Source organism: Shimazuella sp. NTD247, assembly GCF_059510415.1.
The window spans coordinates 162,325-179,901 of sequence record NZ_JCAJZU010000006.1 but is presented as its reverse complement, the minus strand read 5'-3'; the positions used below and the strand labels follow the sequence as shown (position 1 = coordinate 179,901).

At 38.5% G+C, this 17,577-nt stretch carries 17 protein-coding genes; 14 read left to right on the top strand and 3 right to left on the bottom strand.

Annotated features, from left to right (window positions below):
- Window positions 1-114 precede the first annotated feature (114 nt).
- Together AC5WOC_RS15965 and AC5WOC_RS15960 are read left to right on the top strand one after the other, a co-directional pair.
- A complete protein-coding gene (locus AC5WOC_RS15965; RefSeq protein ID WP_496056410.1) occupies window positions 115-804 on the top strand; it encodes a metal-dependent hydrolase in 690 nt (229 codons plus the stop codon).
- A gap of 50 nt (window positions 805-854) precedes the next feature.
- On the top strand, window positions 855-1,112 hold the full coding sequence (locus AC5WOC_RS15960) for a hypothetical protein (protein WP_496056409.1): 258 nt from the start codon (window positions 855-857) through the stop codon (window positions 1,110-1,112).
- A gap of 42 nt (window positions 1,113-1,154) precedes the next feature.
- Here AC5WOC_RS15960 and AC5WOC_RS15955 read toward each other — a convergent pair whose 3' ends face one another.
- Both AC5WOC_RS15955 and AC5WOC_RS15950 read right to left on the bottom strand, forming a co-directional pair.
- Entirely contained in the window at window positions 1,155-1,454 is a 300-nt protein-coding gene (locus AC5WOC_RS15955; protein WP_496056408.1) for a YtpI family protein, read from the bottom strand.
- 75 nt (window positions 1,455-1,529) lie between these two features.
- On the bottom strand, window positions 1,530-1,727 hold the full coding sequence (locus tag AC5WOC_RS15950) for a YtzJ family protein (RefSeq protein WP_496056407.1): 198 nt from the start codon (window positions 1,725-1,727) through the stop codon (window positions 1,530-1,532).
- A 150-nt stretch (window positions 1,728-1,877) separates the two neighbouring features.
- Here AC5WOC_RS15950 and AC5WOC_RS15945 point away from each other — a divergent pair, with 150 nt between their 5' ends.
- From AC5WOC_RS15945 to AC5WOC_RS15905, 9 genes are all read left to right on the top strand, one after another.
- Window positions 1,878-5,234 carry a DNA polymerase III subunit alpha gene (locus AC5WOC_RS15945; RefSeq protein ID WP_496056406.1) on the top strand — a complete coding sequence of 1,119 codons (3,357 nt, stop codon included), beginning with the start codon at window positions 1,878-1,880 and terminating at the stop codon, window positions 5,232-5,234.
- A 161-nt stretch (window positions 5,235-5,395) separates the two neighbouring features.
- Window positions 5,396-5,686: a hypothetical protein gene (locus AC5WOC_RS15940; RefSeq protein ID WP_496056405.1), complete on the top strand. Its 291-nt coding sequence runs from the start codon at window positions 5,396-5,398 to the stop codon at window positions 5,684-5,686.
- Window positions 5,687-5,886: 200 nt separating this feature from the next.
- Window positions 5,887-7,128, top strand: a complete 1,242-nt coding sequence (gene ystJ, locus AC5WOC_RS15935) for an NADP-dependent malic enzyme (RefSeq protein WP_496056404.1) — start codon at window positions 5,887-5,889, stop codon at window positions 7,126-7,128.
- A 46-nt stretch (window positions 7,129-7,174) separates the two neighbouring features.
- Entirely contained in the window at window positions 7,175-8,017 is an 843-nt protein-coding gene (gene accD / locus AC5WOC_RS15930) for an acetyl-CoA carboxylase, carboxyltransferase subunit beta (RefSeq protein ID WP_496056403.1), read from the top strand.
- Window positions 8,018-8,029: 12 nt separating this feature from the next.
- Window positions 8,030-9,004, top strand: coding sequence for an acetyl-CoA carboxylase carboxyltransferase subunit alpha (locus AC5WOC_RS15925; protein ID WP_496056402.1), 975 nt, complete (start codon window positions 8,030-8,032; stop codon window positions 9,002-9,004).
- Window positions 9,005-9,088: 84 nt separating this feature from the next.
- On the top strand, window positions 9,089-9,535 hold the full coding sequence (locus tag AC5WOC_RS15920) for a MarR family winged helix-turn-helix transcriptional regulator (RefSeq protein WP_496056401.1): 447 nt from the start codon (window positions 9,089-9,091) through the stop codon (window positions 9,533-9,535).
- A 14-nt stretch (window positions 9,536-9,549) separates the two neighbouring features.
- Window positions 9,550-10,134 carry an isochorismatase family protein gene (locus AC5WOC_RS15915; protein ID WP_496056400.1) on the top strand — a complete coding sequence of 195 codons (585 nt, stop codon included), beginning with the start codon at window positions 9,550-9,552 and terminating at the stop codon, window positions 10,132-10,134.
- A gap of 323 nt (window positions 10,135-10,457) precedes the next feature.
- On the top strand, window positions 10,458-11,987 hold the full coding sequence (locus tag AC5WOC_RS15910) for an ABC-F family ATP-binding cassette domain-containing protein (protein WP_496056399.1): 1,530 nt from the start codon (window positions 10,458-10,460) through the stop codon (window positions 11,985-11,987).
- Between the two features lie 210 nt (window positions 11,988-12,197).
- Window positions 12,198-12,932, top strand: a complete 735-nt coding sequence (locus tag AC5WOC_RS15905; protein ID WP_496056398.1) for a hypothetical protein — start codon at window positions 12,198-12,200, stop codon at window positions 12,930-12,932.
- A gap of 269 nt (window positions 12,933-13,201) precedes the next feature.
- Here AC5WOC_RS15905 and AC5WOC_RS15900 read toward each other — a convergent pair whose 3' ends face one another.
- Window positions 13,202-13,567, bottom strand: coding sequence for a hypothetical protein (locus AC5WOC_RS15900; protein WP_496056397.1), 366 nt, complete (start codon window positions 13,565-13,567; stop codon window positions 13,202-13,204).
- Window positions 13,568-13,820: 253 nt separating this feature from the next.
- Here AC5WOC_RS15900 and AC5WOC_RS15895 point away from each other — a divergent pair, with 253 nt between their 5' ends.
- From AC5WOC_RS15895 to pyk, 3 genes are all read left to right on the top strand, one after another.
- Window positions 13,821-14,597, top strand: a complete 777-nt coding sequence (locus AC5WOC_RS15895) for an alpha/beta fold hydrolase (protein ID WP_496056396.1) — start codon at window positions 13,821-13,823, stop codon at window positions 14,595-14,597.
- A 230-nt stretch (window positions 14,598-14,827) separates the two neighbouring features.
- The gene (gene pfkA, locus AC5WOC_RS15890; protein WP_496056395.1) at window positions 14,828-15,787 is read left to right on the top strand and encodes a 6-phosphofructokinase; all 960 of its coding nucleotides are present in this window, start codon (window positions 14,828-14,830) and stop codon (window positions 15,785-15,787) included.
- Window positions 15,788-15,820: 33 nt separating this feature from the next.
- The gene (gene pyk, locus AC5WOC_RS15885) at window positions 15,821-17,572 is read left to right on the top strand and encodes a pyruvate kinase (protein ID WP_496056394.1); all 1,752 of its coding nucleotides are present in this window, start codon (window positions 15,821-15,823) and stop codon (window positions 17,570-17,572) included.
- Window positions 17,573-17,577 lie beyond the last annotated feature (5 nt).

The window sequence follows — 17,577 nt, the reverse complement described above, 5'->3', positions numbered from 1 at the left end:
GAAAAGGTAGCGATACCTTGACCCAGCCGAATCCATTTAATAGGATAGAAATATGACTGCATCTTTGAGACAACTAGAAAGAAGTGGTCTTTTTTTTATTAGGAGGAATTACATATGAAAATCATATTTCATGGACAATCTTGTATTGAAATACATACTGATGAATACAATTTAATCGTCGATCCGTTCTTGACGGGCAATCCGAAAGCGGATATTACGGCAGATCAAGTAAAAGCAGATTATATTTTACTCACACATGGACATGGTGATCATTTGGGTGATACCGTTTCCATTGCCAAACAAAACAATGCACAGGTGATCGCACCAGTAGAACTAGCAGCGTGGCTGTCTTGGCAAGGTGTGGAGACGCATGGTATGAATATTGGCGGCAGCTTTACATTTCCTTTTGGACGTGTCAAATTTACGCTTGCTCACCACAGCAGCGGATTGGTGGATGAAGAAAAGAAGGAGATCATTTATTTAGGCAATCCTGTTGGTATTTTATTGATGATCGAAGGAAAAACGATTTACCATGCGGGGGATACCTCTTTATTCTCTGATATGAAATTAATTGGTATGCAAAATGACATTGATCTCGCGTTTCTTCCTATCGGAGATTACTTTACCATGGGGCCTGACGATGCGGTCATAGCTGCTGAATGGATTGACGCAAAACAAGTAGTACCAATCCATTACAATACTTTTCCATTAATTGAGCAGGATGGATCGAAGTTTGTTACAAACTTACGATACAAAGGTTTATCTGGCGTAGTTTTGGAACCAGGGGAATCGATCGACTCCTAAGGCATGTCTATTTTTACCCTTCTTTCATACAGTAAAAAGAGGTGGTAAATATGCAGACTTTTACCTTATTAAAAATAATAAGCGGCATGGGGTTAATTGTATTTGCGATACCGAGATTGGATTGGGAAACTGAATTGCAAGTCCTTTTCTCTAGTTTATGGGTTTTATTTACAGTGTTATTTGTTGTTGCTAACTGGAATGCTTGGAAACTCGCAGGAGCAAAGTTACAAAGACAAAAAGAGTACAGATGGAGACAGGGTTGGTTACAACATAAGAAGAAACAAAAAGGAATACGACAAACGTATTAGAATAAAGAGAGGTATGGAATCTCCAACCTCTCTTTTATTCATTTATTTTGTGGTCTGATGTTGTAGTTGCTCTTTTGCAAAACGCCTTATTTTAAAAGCGTAGTACAGATTAATAATACCGATGAGCAAAATGATACTTGAGAGAATTTTGCCGATGATGGGTAATGTAAAGGTGAATAAGTGAATAGAAAGAGCGACAAACAAGATTCCCATACTCAAGTTCATATAACTTCTGGAGAGCAGAGCATTTGCTCCCTTTTTTCTGCGAATAATGCTAAAATAGATTGTACTGCAAAAAGATAAAGCCATGATTACTATCAACATTAAGGTGAAAGTTTCCATATTCTCCCCCTATTAAAAGGCGTGAAGAAACGCCGCCATTATCACAGGAAATGGGGCGCTGTTTTTCTTCACCAATTATTTTGTATCTTCTAGGCGCTCTTCGGGGATAAACCAACACCCAATTGGCGTACGATCGATGTGCACTTTCTTCCCTAAGTTGGCAAGTTCTTTTTCGATATAACTGGCTACTTCATCTGTCTCTGTGTAGACAGAGTAACCATTTTTAAGCTTTTCCAACTTTTCCCTCGCAAGCGCCTTACGACTAATAATCATATTTGGTTCCCCCTTTTCCAAAAATTTATATACTATTATCATACCCGAAATGACAGTTTTATGAAATAGATTCCAGACTGGAAAACTCGACTTCTTTTAAAATTTAACCATTTTATTCACAATTCATCCATAAGGGAAGGAGGAATTAGCATGATGAATAATCATTCATTTGTTCATTTACACGTACATACAGAATATAGTCTGCTAGATGGAGCCTCTCGAATAGAGGAATTGATTTTGAGGGCAAAAAAATTGGGAATGCAAAGTTTAGCTATTACCGATCACGGGGCGATGTACGGAGTGGTTCCATTTTATCAAATTTGTAAAAAATATGGGATAAAACCGATCATTGGTTGTGAAATGTATATCACTTCAGGACATTATCAAGACCGGCCAAATAGAAAAGAAATGAAAAATAACCATCTTTTGCTATTAGCAGAAACAAATGAAGGTTATCGCAATTTAATGAAATTGGTGACAGAATCACAGTTACGGGGGCACCATTATCGGCCGCGGATTGATAAACAGCTGCTGCGCGAGTATTCTACCGGATTGATAGCTACAAGTTCTTGTTTAGCTGGTGAGATTCCTGCTGCTATTCTACAAGGAGAAATTCCTTATGCGAAACAACTTCTACATGAATATATTGCTATATTTGGAAAAAGTAATTTTTTGTTAGAACTACAAGATCACCAGTTATGGGAACAGCATAAAGTCAATCGTGTTTTGATGGAATGGGCAAAGGAATATGATTTGCAACTGATAGCTACCAATGATGTCCATTATACAAATTCATCCGATACTCATATGCATGATTGTCTCTTATGTATTGGTACTGGCAGTAAACTTGCTGATGAAGGCCGATTTCGCTTTCAAACCGATCAAGTCTATTTAAAATCACCAGAAGAAATGGTTTCACTTTTTCAAGATATACCAGAAGCAATTGTAAATACAGGGAAAATCGCTGATCGATGTGAAGTTGAACTGCCGTTAGGTCAACTATTGCTGCCAGCATATCCTTTGCAGGAGCATACTACATCTTCGGAATATTTAAGAGCGTTATGCCAGAAAGGATTAGCCAAGCGATTTGAACAAATAAGCCGGACGGTTACAGATCGAATGGATTATGAGTTGAAAATTATTGAGCAGATGGGCTTTAGTGATTATTTTTTGATTATCTGGGATCTCATTCGATTTGCTTGGAAACAAGGTATCGCAGTTGGACCAGGACGTGGCTCTGCAGCTGGTAGCCTAGTTGCTTATTTATTAGGTATTACGCAAGTTGATCCGATTCACTATGAATTGTTGTTTGAACGGTTTCTTAATCCAGAGAGAATCAATATGCCGGATATTGATATTGATTTTGATTATGAGCGACGTGACGAAGTGATTGAGTATGCTAGAAATCGATTTGGTCATGATCGAGTCGCACAGATTATTACATTCGGCACCATGGCTCCCAAAGCAGCAGTTCGCGACGTGGGAAGGGTAATGAGCATTCCTTATCAACAAGTAGACAAGCTTTCCAAGTACATCCCGAACACTCCTGGTATTTCATTGAAAAAAGCATTTGAACAGGAACCCGCTCTACAGGCGGAAGTAAATAGTGATATTACGGTCAAACAATTATTTCAAACCGTTGCAAAAATAGAAGGAATACCGAGACATCCATCTACTCATGCAGCTGGAATTATTATTGCGCCATCTCCTTTAACTGATTATGTACCGCTACAAGAAGGCAGCGGTGTAGCTCCGATCACCCAATATCCGATGGAATCACTAGAATCGATCGGTTTATTAAAAATGGATCTATTGGGTCTGCGTTATTTAACAGTAATTGAACGAGCAAAAAAATTTATTTCTTCGCAAACTGGAGAAATTTTTACATTTGATGCAGAAATGACAGATCGAAAGACATATGAGATGTTATCTAAAGGAGAGACAAGCGGTGTGTTTCAGTTGGAGTCATCTGGGATGAAAAAAGTGCTTATAAACTTAAAGCCATCTTGTTTTGAAGATATTATTGCTGTAGTAGCATTGTACCGACCAGGTCCGATGGAGCAAATTCCGAGATTTATTCGTGCAAAACATGGAGAAGAACAGATTCAAATGCCTCATCCTATTTTGACAGAGATTTTGCAAAAGACATATGGTGTAATCATTTATCAAGAACAAATCATGCAAATTGCTGCGAAATTAGCTGGTTTTAGTTTAGGAGAAGCAGATTTGCTTCGTAGAGCAGTCAGCAAAAAAAAGAAAGCGTTGTTGCAAGAACAACGCGAAGCATTTGTAAAAGGTTGTGAAAAACAAGGTTATTCTTCTGAATTAGGAGATGAAGTTTACGATTTGATTGTGCGGTTTGCGAATTATGGATTTAATCGGAGCCATTCGGTAGCATATGCGATGCTTGCATATCAAACAGCATATTTAAAAGCCAATCATCCTGTTGCTTTTTTTACTGCTTTATTAACTACTACAATGGGCAGTCAATCAAAAATGGTAGATTATTTGGAGGAAATCAGGAAAGCCGGAGTAGTTGTTTTTCCACCAGATATACAAACGAGTGACGAGAGTTTCACCATGTCTGAGCAAGGCATATATTTTGGTTTAGGGACTATTAAAAATGTAGGTACTTTAGCTATTCGTTCTATTCTTCAAGCGAGAGATAAGGGGCCTTTTCAAGATTTATTTGATTTTTGTGCAAGAGTGAATTTACGGCATTGTAATAGTCGTGTTATTGAGTCTTTGATTCAAGTAGGGGCGATGGATTCTTTACCAGGAAACCGAAAACAAAAGCTTGCTATATTAGAAGATGCAATAGAAGCAAATCGAGATTATGGTGATCAGCTTCCTTTATTTCAGGAATTTCCTTATGAGATTACTTACCCAAACCTAACTCCGTTTACTCCGTTAGAAAAATTGGAACTGGAGAAAGAGTTAATTGGTTTCTATGTCTCCGGACATCCATTGGACGAATATCCGGCTTCTTTGTACAACATCCACCAAATTAGTTCTTTAGCAAATCGCACAAAAGTGGAGCTGCCTTTGTTGATTTCAAAGGTGAAAATAATACAAACAAAAAAAGCTGAAACGATGGCATTTGTAGAGGTGGCAGATCAGACTGGGACAATGGAACTCGTTGTTTTTCCCGATATCTATAGAGAAAAAAGGATGATATTGAAAGAAGGTGAAGGGATTGCAGTCACTGCCACTGTGCAAATTGCCAATGACAATTGTAAATTAATAGCTGTAGATGTTACGCTTCTCGATTCAATTAAAAATGCAAAAAAATTGTATATTCGTATCTCTGAACAGAATGAGAGAAACGTTAAAACAATAAAAAATATATTAGAAAATCACCGTGGAAATCTCTCTGTTTTTTTGTATTATGAACGGACAAAGTCAGTATTACAGTTACCATCAGAGACTCTAGGTGTATTTCCAACAGATGCTTGTGTGAAAGAATTTACTCATATTGTTGGAGAAAACAATGTCAAATTGCTTTAAATACAAGGCTTTGATGTTTTTATTTATTGTAAATATTATGATACAATGAGAATGTATATGTATGCCCATTACCCTCTGAAGGGTTGGTGAGCCTAATATGTTCGTCGGTGTCGTGGTATCTTTATTTGTTTTAGTTATGCTTATCTTGACAGCAGGTATTTGTGTGGCAAATATTTGCAGGGGTGGAAATAAAAGAAACAAACGATATAGGAATCGCCGAAATTCATCGATTTATTACTCTTGTGGAAGTAGCTTCAGTAATGATTATTCGTCCTGCAGCAGTAGCTCGAGTGATAATAATAATTCTTGTAGCAGCAGCAGTTCGCATCACAGTCATTCCCATCATTCTTGCAGCAGTCATTCTTGTAACAGCCATTCTTGTAGCAGTAGTTCATGCAGCAGTGGAAGTTCATGTAGTAGTGGAAGTTCCTGTGGTTCGTCATCTTAAATAGATGACGAACCTACTCTCTTTTTTTCGGAGAAAATGGATTATATAATAATAAATCCGAATAATAAAGCTTCATTATTTTATTTTATTCCCTTTTGTTATAATGTTTGGTATTATGAGTCGGAGTTTGCCTATTCAGTGGACAAAGTCGTGCAAAAGCTGTTAAAGCAGCAAGCCACGCTTTGAAAAAGGAGCGAAAATTTGTTGACTAGTTTACGGGAACAATCACTTCAATTACATCAAGAAAAACAAGGGAAATTAGAAGTTATCTCAAAAGTCCCTGTCCGCAATGCGCAAGATTTAAGTTTAGCTTATTCTCCAGGTGTAGCAGAACCTTGCAAAGAGATTTTTGAAAACAAGGAAAAAGTATATGACTATACCATGAAAGGAAATCTAGTAGGTGTAGTCTCAGACGGGACTGCTGTCTTGGGTTTGGGAAATATTGGGCCTCATGCAGCAATGCCTGTAATGGAAGGAAAAGCAGTTCTTTTTAAGGCTTTTGCCGGTGTGGATGCTTTTCCCATTTGTATTGATACCAAAGATATAGATAAAATTGTAGAGACGGTCAAGATTTTGGAACCGACGTTTGGCGGAATTAACTTAGAAGATATTGCTGCTCCAGCTTGTTTTGAGATAGAAGAGCGATTGAAAGCAGAACTAAATATTCCTGTTTTTCACGATGATCAGCATGGTACTGCAATTGTAACAGTTGCAGGACTTATTAATGCGCTGAAAGTTGTACAAAAACAAATGAGTGATATTCGTGTTGTTATTAATGGAGCAGGTGCAGCTGGGATTTCCATTGTGAAATTATTAATTCATATGGGTGTAAAAGATGTCATCTTATGTGATAGCAAAGGTGCAATTTATAGAGGTAGACAAAACGGCATGAATCCAATCAAGGAAGAAATTGCACAAATAACGAATCATGACTGCATACAAGGGGATTTACAAACGGCAATTGCTGGCGCTGATGTTTTTGTAGGTGTTTCTGTTGCAGGTGCAGTAACTTCAGATATGGTAAAATCAATGAATAGTGATCCGATTATTTTTGCGATGGCAAATCCTGTTCCTGAAATTATGCCTGATGTTGCAATTGCAGCTGGAGCAAAAGTAGTGGGAACTGGCCGGTCAGATTTTCCAAATCAAGTGAATAATGTCCTTGCTTTTCCAGGTATTTTCCGAGGAGCATTGGATGTACGTGCTACCGAAATCAATGAAGAAATGAAAGTGGCAGCAGCTCATGCTATTGCAAATTTGATACCAGAATACGAATTGCGTCCAGATTATGTAATACCAGCACCTTTTGATTCTAGAGTTGCTCCGCAGGTGGCTAGAGATGTTGCAGCAGCAGCGATTCAATCAGGAGTAGCATTGCTTGTAAAGGACCCTGATGAGATTTTGGAAAGAACCATACAACTTACAAATGCAGCTATCCAAAGTTAATCAAGTAGGATCATAACATTCCAGTATGAAAACGAGGTGAGTTTTATTGCTAAAGGATTTATTTCGCAAACAACGAAAATATGCAACAATACCTTCGGAACAAGCGAAAAAGGAAATTCCTGAAGGCTTGATGGAAAAGTGCCCAAAATGCGGTACAATTTGCATTGCAAAAGAGCTGGAGAAAAATTTGAAGGTTTGTAAGTCTTGCGGCTACCATTTTTCACTCAGCGCACCTGAAAGAATCTCCTCGCTAGTGGACGAAGACCGCTTTTTTCCATTTGATGAAGAACTTCGTTCCGTCGATCCGTTGGATTTCCCTGGATATGTAAAAAAGATTGAGCAAGATATAAAGAAAACCAATTTGAACGAAGCTATTGTAACAGGCGAGGGTACTATCGGCGGATTCCCTGTAATCCTTGGAGTGATGGACTCACGGTTCCGTATGGGTAGCATGGGTTCTGTCGTTGGAGAAAAAATAACAAGAGCAGCGGAACAGGCTACAAAAAAGAAATATCCATTTATTCTTTTTTCAGCTTCTGGTGGAGCGCGTATGCAGGAAGGTGCACTCTCCTTAATGCAGATGGCAAAAACAACGGCTGCATTAGAAAAAATGAATCGAGAAAAGGTTTTGTTTGTATCTGTTTTAACAAATCCTACAACAGGCGGCGTTTCTGCTAGTTTTTCTTCTTTAGGAGATATTAATATTGCTGAACCAGGTGCTCTGATTGGTTTTGCTGGTAGACGAGTTATCGAACAGACTGTCCGCCAAAAGTTACCGGATGATTTCCAAACTGCTGAGTTTCTTTTAAAAAGAGGGCAATTAGACCAAGTTGTGCCTCGATTGGATCTTCGAGATACTTTGATTAAAATTTTAGCATTTCATGCTTAGGGGGGGGATAACTTGAATAGTCCGCTGTCCTTTGAGAAACCGATTGTAGAATTACGAAATAAAATAGAAGAGCTCAGAGCTTTTACTAGTGAAAAATCAATCGACTTGAGTGAAGAAATAGAGACTTTAGAAAGAAAAGCGGAACGGCTGGAACGGGAAATATATGGTAACTTGACTACATGGCAAAAAGTTCAGATTGCACGTCATGCGGGTCGTCCCACAACTTTGCACTATATTCATACCATTTTTACTGATTTTATGGAGCTTCATGGAGATCGTTTGTATGGGGACGATTCAGCAATTGTTGGCGGAATTGCCAAGTTAAATGGTTTACCAGTTACCGTGATTGGTCATGAAAGAGGAACTGACACAAAAGATAAAATAAGCCGTAACTTTGGTTTGCCTCATCCGGAAGGATATCGCAAAGCGCTTAGATTGATGGAACAAGCAAATAAATTTGGCAGACCAATTATTACATTTATCGATACGCAAGGTGCTCATCCTGGAATGGAAGCAGAGGAGCGGGGACAGAGTGAAGCGATCGCACGTAATTTGAGAGAAATGGCTGGTTTTGCTGTTCCGATTATTTGTATTGTCACTGGAGAAGGCGGCAGTGGCGGAGCACTTGGTATTGGTGTTGGAAACAAATTATTGATGCTTGAACATGCCTATTATTCCGTAATTTCTCCAGAAGGTGCAGCTACAATTCTCTGGAGGGACGCATCGAAAGCGCAAGAAGCATCAGAAGCACTGAAAATTACTTCTGATCATTTGTTTAAGCTGGGCATCATTGATGAGATTATTTCAGAACCAAAAGGTGGAGCACATCAAGATCCACATCAACAGACGATCAACATTAAGCGGACGCTTGTAAAATATTTGGAACCTTTATTGGCGATGAGTGGAGAGCAATTAATTGATGACCGCTATCAAAAGTTCGCTAAAATTGGGGAATTTTCATCCGCTGTATTAGAAAGTAAATCATAAGAGAGAAACTGTAGACGTTTTTTGTCTACAGTTTTGTTTCAAGGATACTTGTATAATACAAGTATTTAGGAAGGATTAGTGTGTATGGAATGGGATACGCTAGAAATAATTGAACATGAAGTTGTTATGCTGCTTCGCAGAGCAGATTTTAAAAAAACATTGGATGGCAGAAAAGGAAGCTTGGAACGTTCTGCCTATTTAATTTTAAAAAGAATAGATAGCGATGGCCCAATGGCGATGAACTTGTTGGCACAACTATTTCAATTGGATTTATCTACTGTCAGCAGGCAAGTGCTTGCATTAGAGGACAAAGGGTATGTAACTCGTTCTATTGATCCGCTTGATGCAAGAATAAAAGTAGTGAAGTTAACCGATGAAGGTAAAACTGCTTTAGAAAAAACAAAAATAAAAAGAAAAGCGATTTATGAACAATTATTGTCTGACTGGTCAAAAGGAGACAAAGAAATATTTGCCCAACTTTTGTCAAAGTTAAATCGAAAAATGGAGCATTATAAATCGCTGACCAAGTGAATGGAGTGGTTGAAATGGACTATCAGAAGTCAGCTTTGGTATTAATTGATTTACAAAAAGGTATTGTACCGCTAGCTCCAAATGGTTCCATCATTGTAGATAATGCCAAACAATTAATTAATCGTTTTCGCGATGAAAAAGCTCCTATCTTTTTTGTACGAGTAGCATTTCACGATACATATGATATATTGAAGCCGGAAATAGATCAGCTGCCTTCCAATGCAAACTCAAATTATGCCGCGGATTGGACTGAACTAGTGGCGGAATTAGATATTTCTGCTCACGATTTTATTATTACAAAACGTCAATGGGGTGCTTTCTTTGGGACCGAATTGGATTTGCAGCTGCGTAGGAGAGGTATCGATACCATTGTTCTAGGTGGCATTGCAACAAATATCGGCGTTGAAATGACAGCAAGAGAGGCATTTCAATTAGGCTATAACCAAATATTTATTACAGATGCAATGGGAGCTGCTTCGGAGGAAGAGCATAAGATGAGTTGTAAATATATTTTTCCTAGGATAGGTAAGTTAAGAACAACAGCTAAATTTTTAGAAGAGGAAAATACTACTCTTGCACCTAATAAAAACTTATTGTAAAATCCGGTTGAGGTGTGAAGAATGCTTTATATTGAGCTTTGTAAATTAACAAGGAAACTAGCTCCATACAAATGTATACGGTGAGCATTGTATGGAGCCTAATGAAGGCGAAAGTTTGAGTTTCCCTTCTTCATCGGATAAATACGCTCAAAAAGTATAGTTCCCTATGCTTATTTGTGTTGTATACTTCCGATAATGATAGATCAAGGACCTTAGGCGATGCTTGTCTGGAGGTCCTTTTGTTTTTTGTAATTACAAAGCAGAGGGCTGTGTCACTGACATGCGCTCTGCTTTTTACTTTTTGAAAAGAGGATGTTATAGATATGAGTTTATTAAAAGTAGAGCATTTATCCCATGCATTTGCAGATAAAAAGCTGTACAGCGATGCTTCTTTCGATCTTTATAAAGGAGAGCATATGGGAGTTGTAGGTCATAATGGAGCTGGGAAAAGTACATTGATTAAAATATTAACCGGCGAAGTCATAGCAGATACTGGGGAAATCAGCTGGCAGCCAAATATTAAGATCGGGCACCTCGATCAATACGCTCAAATTGATGGTCAATATACGATTTATAATTATTTAATGACAGCTTTCCATGATCTATTAGAAATCGAAGAGAGAATGAATTTGCTATATCAACAGAGTGCTGCAACTGGAGATAATAATCAATTAATGCAGGCCGTTGAGTTACAAGAGCAATTAGAAGCGAATGAATTTTATCAAATCGACAGCAAAATTCAAAAGGTTGCTGCGGGACTAGGAATCGATGCAATCGGCATGGAGCGAGTAATCGAAGAATTAAGCGGCGGCCAGCGGGCAAAAGTTATTTTAGCTAAACTATTATTAGAAAAACCAAACGTTTTATTGTTGGATGAACCTACCAACTTTTTAGATAAAGAGCATGTAGAATGGCTTGCCAACTATTTGATTTCATTCCCTGGTGCATATATGGTAGTTTCTCACGATTTTTCCTTTCTGGAAAAGATAACTACTTGTATTTGTAATATTGAGATGGGGATGTTGAAGAAATATTATGGTACTTTTTCCGAATTCCTTCGTCAGAAAGAGCATCTCCGCAACGACTACATTCGGCAGTATGAGGCGCAAAAGAGACGTATTGAAAAGACGGAAGAGTACATTCGAAGAAATATTGCAGGAGTAAATTCAAAAATAGCCAAAGGCAGAAGGAAACAATTAGAACGAGTGGAACGTATGGATGCTCCGGTATTTACTCAAAAGCCGAAAATTGAGTTTCAAGCATTGCCGCTAACGCAGCACACCGTACTGGAAGTGGATGGTTTAGAAGTAGGATATCGTTATTCACTCCTGTCAAACATAAATTTCAAAGTACAAGCTGGGGAAAAAGTCGTCATTACAGGATTTAATGGGATAGGAAAATCAACTTTACTCAAAACATTGTTAGGGAATATTCCAAAACTATCTGGAGATTTCCATTTTTCACGTCAAGTTAAAATCGGATACTATGAGCAGGATGTGAAATGGAGAAAGGCTCAATGGACACCAATGCAAATCATTTCCGATGCATTTCCATCGTTAAACCGTAAAGAAATTCATAAACATTTAGCACAATGCGGTGTGAAAGATGAGCATGTTACCCAAGCAATAAGTTCTTTAAGTGGTGGAGAACAAGCGAAAGTGAGGATCTGTCGATTGCTCTTATCACCTGCTAATTTTCTTATTTTAGACGAACCGACGAACCATTTGGATGCAGAAGCGAAAGAAGCGTTGCAACAAGCTCTTTTTGCCTTTTCTGGGAGTGTGATTCTTGTTTCCCACGAAGCAGGTTTTTATCAAGGTTGGGCAGATCGTATTTTGCAAATCGGGCAATAAATTTTTCACCCCCTTCGCTTTGATGTGAGAGGGGTGATTTTAGTCTACCCTTTAGATTTAAACTTTTTAAATTAATACCATTTTATGTTTGCTTGTCTTTTGATGAATTAAGTTATCTGAATTTGGGAATTTTCACTTTACATAAGGTGCTAAGCTTTTGTAATGCTATAATGAAATTATCGTACAAGCGATCACACAAGGGGTACAATCATGGATGTCAAGCCGGCTGACCGTGGAAACTTCGATCACTTCGAGGCTGCACGTAAGGATATGGAAGCTTATATCACCTCCCTTCCGATCGATCAGCAGGCTGCTGCGAGGAAGGTACTTGATCTCTTCTTCCAGCTTCCCACATCGGAGAAGCGAGTGACCGACAGCATCTACATCATCTCCGGAACCTGCAAGTTCAAAGTCAGCATCGAGGATCTTAAGCAATTGATCTCCAGCTATCTGGAGCTGACCGACAAGCAGCGAGACTGCTTCGTCACGGCTGTTCCTTTCTTCTTCAAGCGCCTTGATTTTCCAGAACATGAGGAAGAAGCCTTGCCGATCCAGGATCGAATCTGGATCGCTGCATCTTTTGCCAAGCTTCACTTTAAGGTGAGGGAAGCGGTCAAAATGCGTATCATGGACGCGACTTTGAAAGCGATGGGGGGCATCACTCCCTCATCGTCGTATTTCGCATCGATGAAAAAGCTCAACTGGCCGTACTTTGAAACGCTCAACAACTTGTTCAATGAAGCGGATGACGGTTCCCACGAAGTGAACACCAACCTGATCTTGTCGGAAGACAAGGCAGAGGTGGCTCGGGACCAATATCTCTCGTGGATCGTTCTGAGCGTACAGCAGGGCATGGAAGCTCTCCTGTGGATTGAGTGCGTGTCTCACTACTCTCAGCGTGACGCCGCTCGCAAGCTGATCAAGCAGTACCGTCAGACTTCCTGATATCAATCACAGAGTTGTTACTCTTCTCTGTGTGGTCACGGGCAGCAGATATACTTCCGCTGCCCGCCCATTTTATATTTAGAATACATAAGATATTAATTAATTCTACCTGAGCAAAAATAGATGCAGAAAAACCCGAGCGAAGATATGCACCTCTGGAGAATTAACTTGTTTCCGATTCTGCCGTTATTTCCGTTTAAGAATAAAATAGGCTTTCCGCCTTTTGTATAACCAAACTCCACTCTCACAGAGGGGAGTTTATCGATATCCTACTCACCTTCCTCAAAATGAATCAATAACTCGGTCAAATATTCTTCTGTTTTTTGAATTTTTTCTATTTCACAAACAGATATATATCGGATCATAGATGTGTGTAATTCTCTTACCTGTTGAATATCAGCCGTTTGAATAAACATAGTTAAGCGCTTCCAATCTTTCTCTGTAAGAGAAGTTTTTTGGATGTTTGGATTAGGATGAGTATGTTCTATCAACGTTATCATGGCTTCTATGAGAGTTAATCGGGTTTTTGCCCATCGGAATTGATCTATCATTTGAACATAATGTTTTCCTTCACAGCAGTAGACAAAATACTTGGCGAACTCTTCTCCTAAATAATGTATTTGATCCAGATCCAACTGGGCACCCCCCGTTCATCGTTGTGTTTATCTTTAATGTATCGTATTTATATCGATTGTTAAATAAAATATTTAAATAATATAATATAATAATATTTTCCAATTGCTATTTACGTTTACAAAATGGTTATTTTAATTGTTTTTTATTTAAATGTAAACCTAATATAAATAATTTATATGATTTTTGTATGAGTAAGCTATTTTTTGATTAGGTGATATAATAATAGAAAAACTTCTATAGGGGATGAATTTCATGCCGAGTATTTTGTCTAACGACGGAACACAGCTGTATTATGAAGAGGTTGGGCAAGGATTCCCGTTGATTCTATTGCATGGATTAACACAAGATATGGCTTCTTTCGAAAAAGAAATTACGTATTTTAAAAAGTTTTTTCGAGTAATTTCGCTGGACGCACGGGGGCATGGGAAATCAGATAAACCCAAACATTACACGCTAAAAGATCATATTGCAGATGTCATTTATCTCATGGATAATTTGAATCTAAAAAAAGTACATATGCTAGGTGTTTCAATGGGGAGTTATATTGCTCAAGGGGTAGCGATCGCTCAGCCGAGCCGTATCGAAAAACTTGTTCTGGTTGTTTCCAAAGCGCATGGACAAAGTTCATCAATGCAAGAACTGTTCGACAGGCATGAAGAGGAATGGAAGGATCTTACGATGGATGAAAAGTTTATTCGTGCACAAATGTATATATTTCACGACATAAAAGCGGTAAATCGAGCTCTGGTGAAATTATCAGAAAAAGCGACTATGCTTACAGAGGGGCAAAAAATGGCAGCGAATAAAGCGTTGGAAGGATTTGATTTTAGATCTGATTTACATAAAATAAAAGCAGAGGCACTTGTAATCAATGGAAAATATGATGGATTAAATCCACCTGCCAGGGGAGAAGAAATAGCTTCCTTCTTACCAAATGCAACTTTCCAGTTATTTGCAAAATCCGGACATGCTCCAATGATTGAGGAAGAAGAACATTACTTTGATCTGATTGCTAATTTTCTGATATAATGTAAAACTTAAAGCGAATATAAGGTATTTTTTAGATGGTTTTTATTAATGGTATATTTCTGGGTTTTGTAAAAATTTTATAAGAAATTATTATACGGATCTTCATTTGATCCGTTTTATGTTTTAGCATTCGTTGTTTTCTGGTTACTGCTCGACGGAAGGATATTTAGAATGTAGAATTACAATAATAATGCTAAATAATTATCTTTCGAAAATAGGGAGTGGAGAGTGTGAAACGAATCGCTGTATTAACAAGTGGTGGAGATGCACCAGGTATGAATGCTGCTATTCGTGCAGTAGTTCGTGCAGCTATATTTGCTGGAATGGAAGTGTTCGGAGTAAAACGTGGCTATACTGGACTTATACAAGGAGACATCATTCCACTTCCTTTAGGTTCAGTTGGGGATATTATACATCGCGGGGGTACGATTTTATACACAGCTAGATCTGATGAGTTTCGAACGGAACAAGGACAAGCCAAGGCTCTAGAGCAGTTAAAGAAGTTTGAAATTGAAGGGCTTATTGTAATAGGTGGAGATGGAACTTTTTGTGGAGCTGCAAAATTAGCGGAAAAAGGTATAAAAACAATAGGTATTCCTGGAACGATTGATAACGATATTCCTGGTACTGAATTTACTATAGGATTTGATACTGCTATCAATACAGTGATTGATTGCATTGATAAAATTAGAGATACTGCTACATCGCATGAACGCACATATGTTGTAGAAGTGATGGGTAGAAATGCTGGAGATATTGCATTATGGGCTGGTGTAGCTGGTGGAGCAGAATCTATTCTCATACCAGAAGAACCATATCAACTGTCAGAGATTATTTCACGCTTGAATCGTGGCGTAGAACGTGGTAAAAAACATAGTATCATTCTCATTGCCGAAGGTGTCGGCAATGGAGTGGAAGTTGCGAAAGTGATTGAAGAAAAGAGTGGATTAGAAACAAGAGTAACAATTTTAGGACATGTTCAACGGGGTGGATCACCTACTGCTTTTGATCGAGTACTTGCTAGTAGAATGGGAGTAAAAGCAGTAGAATTAATAAAAGCAGGCGAGACAAACAAAATGGTTGCTATCCATAATGGAAAACCGGTAGGGGTACCATTCTCTGTAGCATTTACCGAAAAACATACACCTGATCTTTCGCTCTATCCATTAACTGAACAATTGTCCATTTAGAGATTGAAGAGAAATTGGGGGAAATAACGCAAAATGCGCAAAACGAAAATCGTGTGTACCATTGGGCCGGCGAGTGAAGATTTGGAAACATTACGAAGTTTAATAAGAGCTGGGATGAATGTAGCCCGATTAAATTTTTCACATGGTAGTCACGAAGAACATGGAAATAGAATAAGTACGATTCGTCAAGCAGCGAAAGAAGAAGGGAAAGTCGTTGCGATTTTACTAGATACAAAAGGGCCGGAAATTCGAACAGGAGATTTGAGTGCGCCAGAAGTTGAACTTTTGGCTGGAAACGAAGTTACACTGACAACAGAATCTGTACTTGGGGATGCAAGTCGTGTATCTGTCAGTTATACGGATTTTCCTAAAGATGTCAGGCCTGGTTCGACGGTTCTTATTGATGATGGTTTAATTGGATTAGAAGTAGAAGATATCGAAGGTTCTGAAGTTCGTTGTAAGATTCAAAGTAGCGGAACATTAAAGAGTAAAAAAGGTGTGAATGTACCAGGTATACGAGTGAATCTCCCCGGTATCACAGAGAAAGATGCTGCTGATATACGCTTTGGAATAGAACAAAATGTTGATTTTATCGCAGCTTCTTTTATACGAAAAGCGGAAGATATTTTGGATATTCGAAAAATATTAGAAGAACATAATGCCTATATCCCTATTATTGCGAAAATAGAAAACCAAGAAGGCGTTGAGAATGTTGATGAAATATTAAAAGTAGCTGATGGTTTAATGGTCGCTCGTGGGGATTTGGGTGTGGAGATTCCTGTCGAAGAAGTTCCACAAGTTCAAAAAGATACGATTCGAAAGTGTAACATTATGGGTAAACCAGTTATTACAGCGACACAGATGCTTGATTCAATGCAGCGCAACCCACGTCCTACACGTGCAGAAACAAGTGATGTGGCAAACGCAATTTTAGATGGTACAGATGCAATTATGCTTTCAGGAGAAACAGCTGCAGGGAAATATCCAATAGAGTCAGTAATGACAATGGCAAAAATTGCAGAACGAACAGAAGCATTTTTCAATCATGATTTATGGTTAGATAAAATGAGCCTTGAAAAAGGACATACAATAACCGAATCTATCAGTCAAGCTGTAGTGCAGACGAGTAAGAATTTGAAGGCATCTGCAATTATCACTGCAACAGAGCGTGGATTTACAGCGAGAATGATTGCAAAATATCGTCCAAACATTCCTGTTTTAGCAGTCACTCCAAATGAAGATATCATGAGAAAATTAAACCTGCTATGGGGCGTGTTCCCAGTGTTTGGAGAGGAATGTGAAACAACAGATGAAATGTTTCAAAGTTGTATTCATGCTGCCCTTTCTACTTCGTTTGTTACCCAAGGTGATTTAATTCTTATTACAGCAGGGGTTCCGGTAGGACAATCTGGAACGACAAACTTGATGAAAGTATATGTAGTTGGTGGAGTTTTGTTACGTGGAAAAGGGATTGGAAAACAAGTAGTAACTGCACCTGTCGTCGCAGGTACAACAGCCCAGGAGTTAAGAGAAAAAATGATAGATGGGGCTGCATTAGTTACATCTGGAACAGATAAAGAAATAATTGATCTTATCCAAAGAGCTTCCGTAGTAATTACAGAAGAAGGGGGATTAACTTCTCATGCTGCTGTAGTTTGTGTCAGTTTAGGTATTCCAGTCGTAGTCGGGGTTAGAGGTGCAGTAGATACCCTTCGTTTGGAAAGAGAAATTACGGTAGATACAAGTACAGGGCAAATTTATTCCGGCAAAGCAAATATCATGTAATTGCT

What these genes read in the sequence shown, in the direction of transcription:
- AC5WOC_RS15965 (WP_496056410.1), top strand. Translation starts at nt 115, where the DNA reads ATGAAAATCATATTTCATGGACAATCTTGTATTGAAATACATACTGAT.
- AC5WOC_RS15960 (WP_496056409.1), top strand. Translation starts at nt 855, where the DNA reads ATGCAGACTTTTACCTTATTAAAAATAATAAGCGGCATGGGGTTAATT.
- AC5WOC_RS15955 (WP_496056408.1), bottom strand. Translation starts at nt 1,454, where the DNA reads ATGGAAACTTTCACCTTAATGTTGATAGTAATCATGGCTTTATCTTTT.
- AC5WOC_RS15950 (WP_496056407.1), bottom strand. Translation starts at nt 1,727, where the DNA reads ATGATTATTAGTCGTAAGGCGCTTGCGAGGGAAAAGTTGGAAAAGCTT.
- AC5WOC_RS15945 (WP_496056406.1), top strand. Translation starts at nt 1,878, where the DNA reads ATGATGAATAATCATTCATTTGTTCATTTACACGTACATACAGAATAT.
- AC5WOC_RS15920 (WP_496056401.1), top strand. Translation starts at nt 9,089, where the DNA reads ATGGAATGGGATACGCTAGAAATAATTGAACATGAAGTTGTTATGCTG.
- AC5WOC_RS15915 (WP_496056400.1), top strand. Translation starts at nt 9,550, where the DNA reads ATGGACTATCAGAAGTCAGCTTTGGTATTAATTGATTTACAAAAAGGT.
- AC5WOC_RS15910 (WP_496056399.1), top strand. Translation starts at nt 10,458, where the DNA reads ATGAGTTTATTAAAAGTAGAGCATTTATCCCATGCATTTGCAGATAAA.
- AC5WOC_RS15905 (WP_496056398.1), top strand. Translation starts at nt 12,198, where the DNA reads ATGGATGTCAAGCCGGCTGACCGTGGAAACTTCGATCACTTCGAGGCT.
- AC5WOC_RS15895 (WP_496056396.1), top strand. Translation starts at nt 13,821, where the DNA reads ATGCCGAGTATTTTGTCTAACGACGGAACACAGCTGTATTATGAAGAG.
- pyk (WP_496056394.1), top strand. Translation starts at nt 15,821, where the DNA reads ATGCGCAAAACGAAAATCGTGTGTACCATTGGGCCGGCGAGTGAAGAT.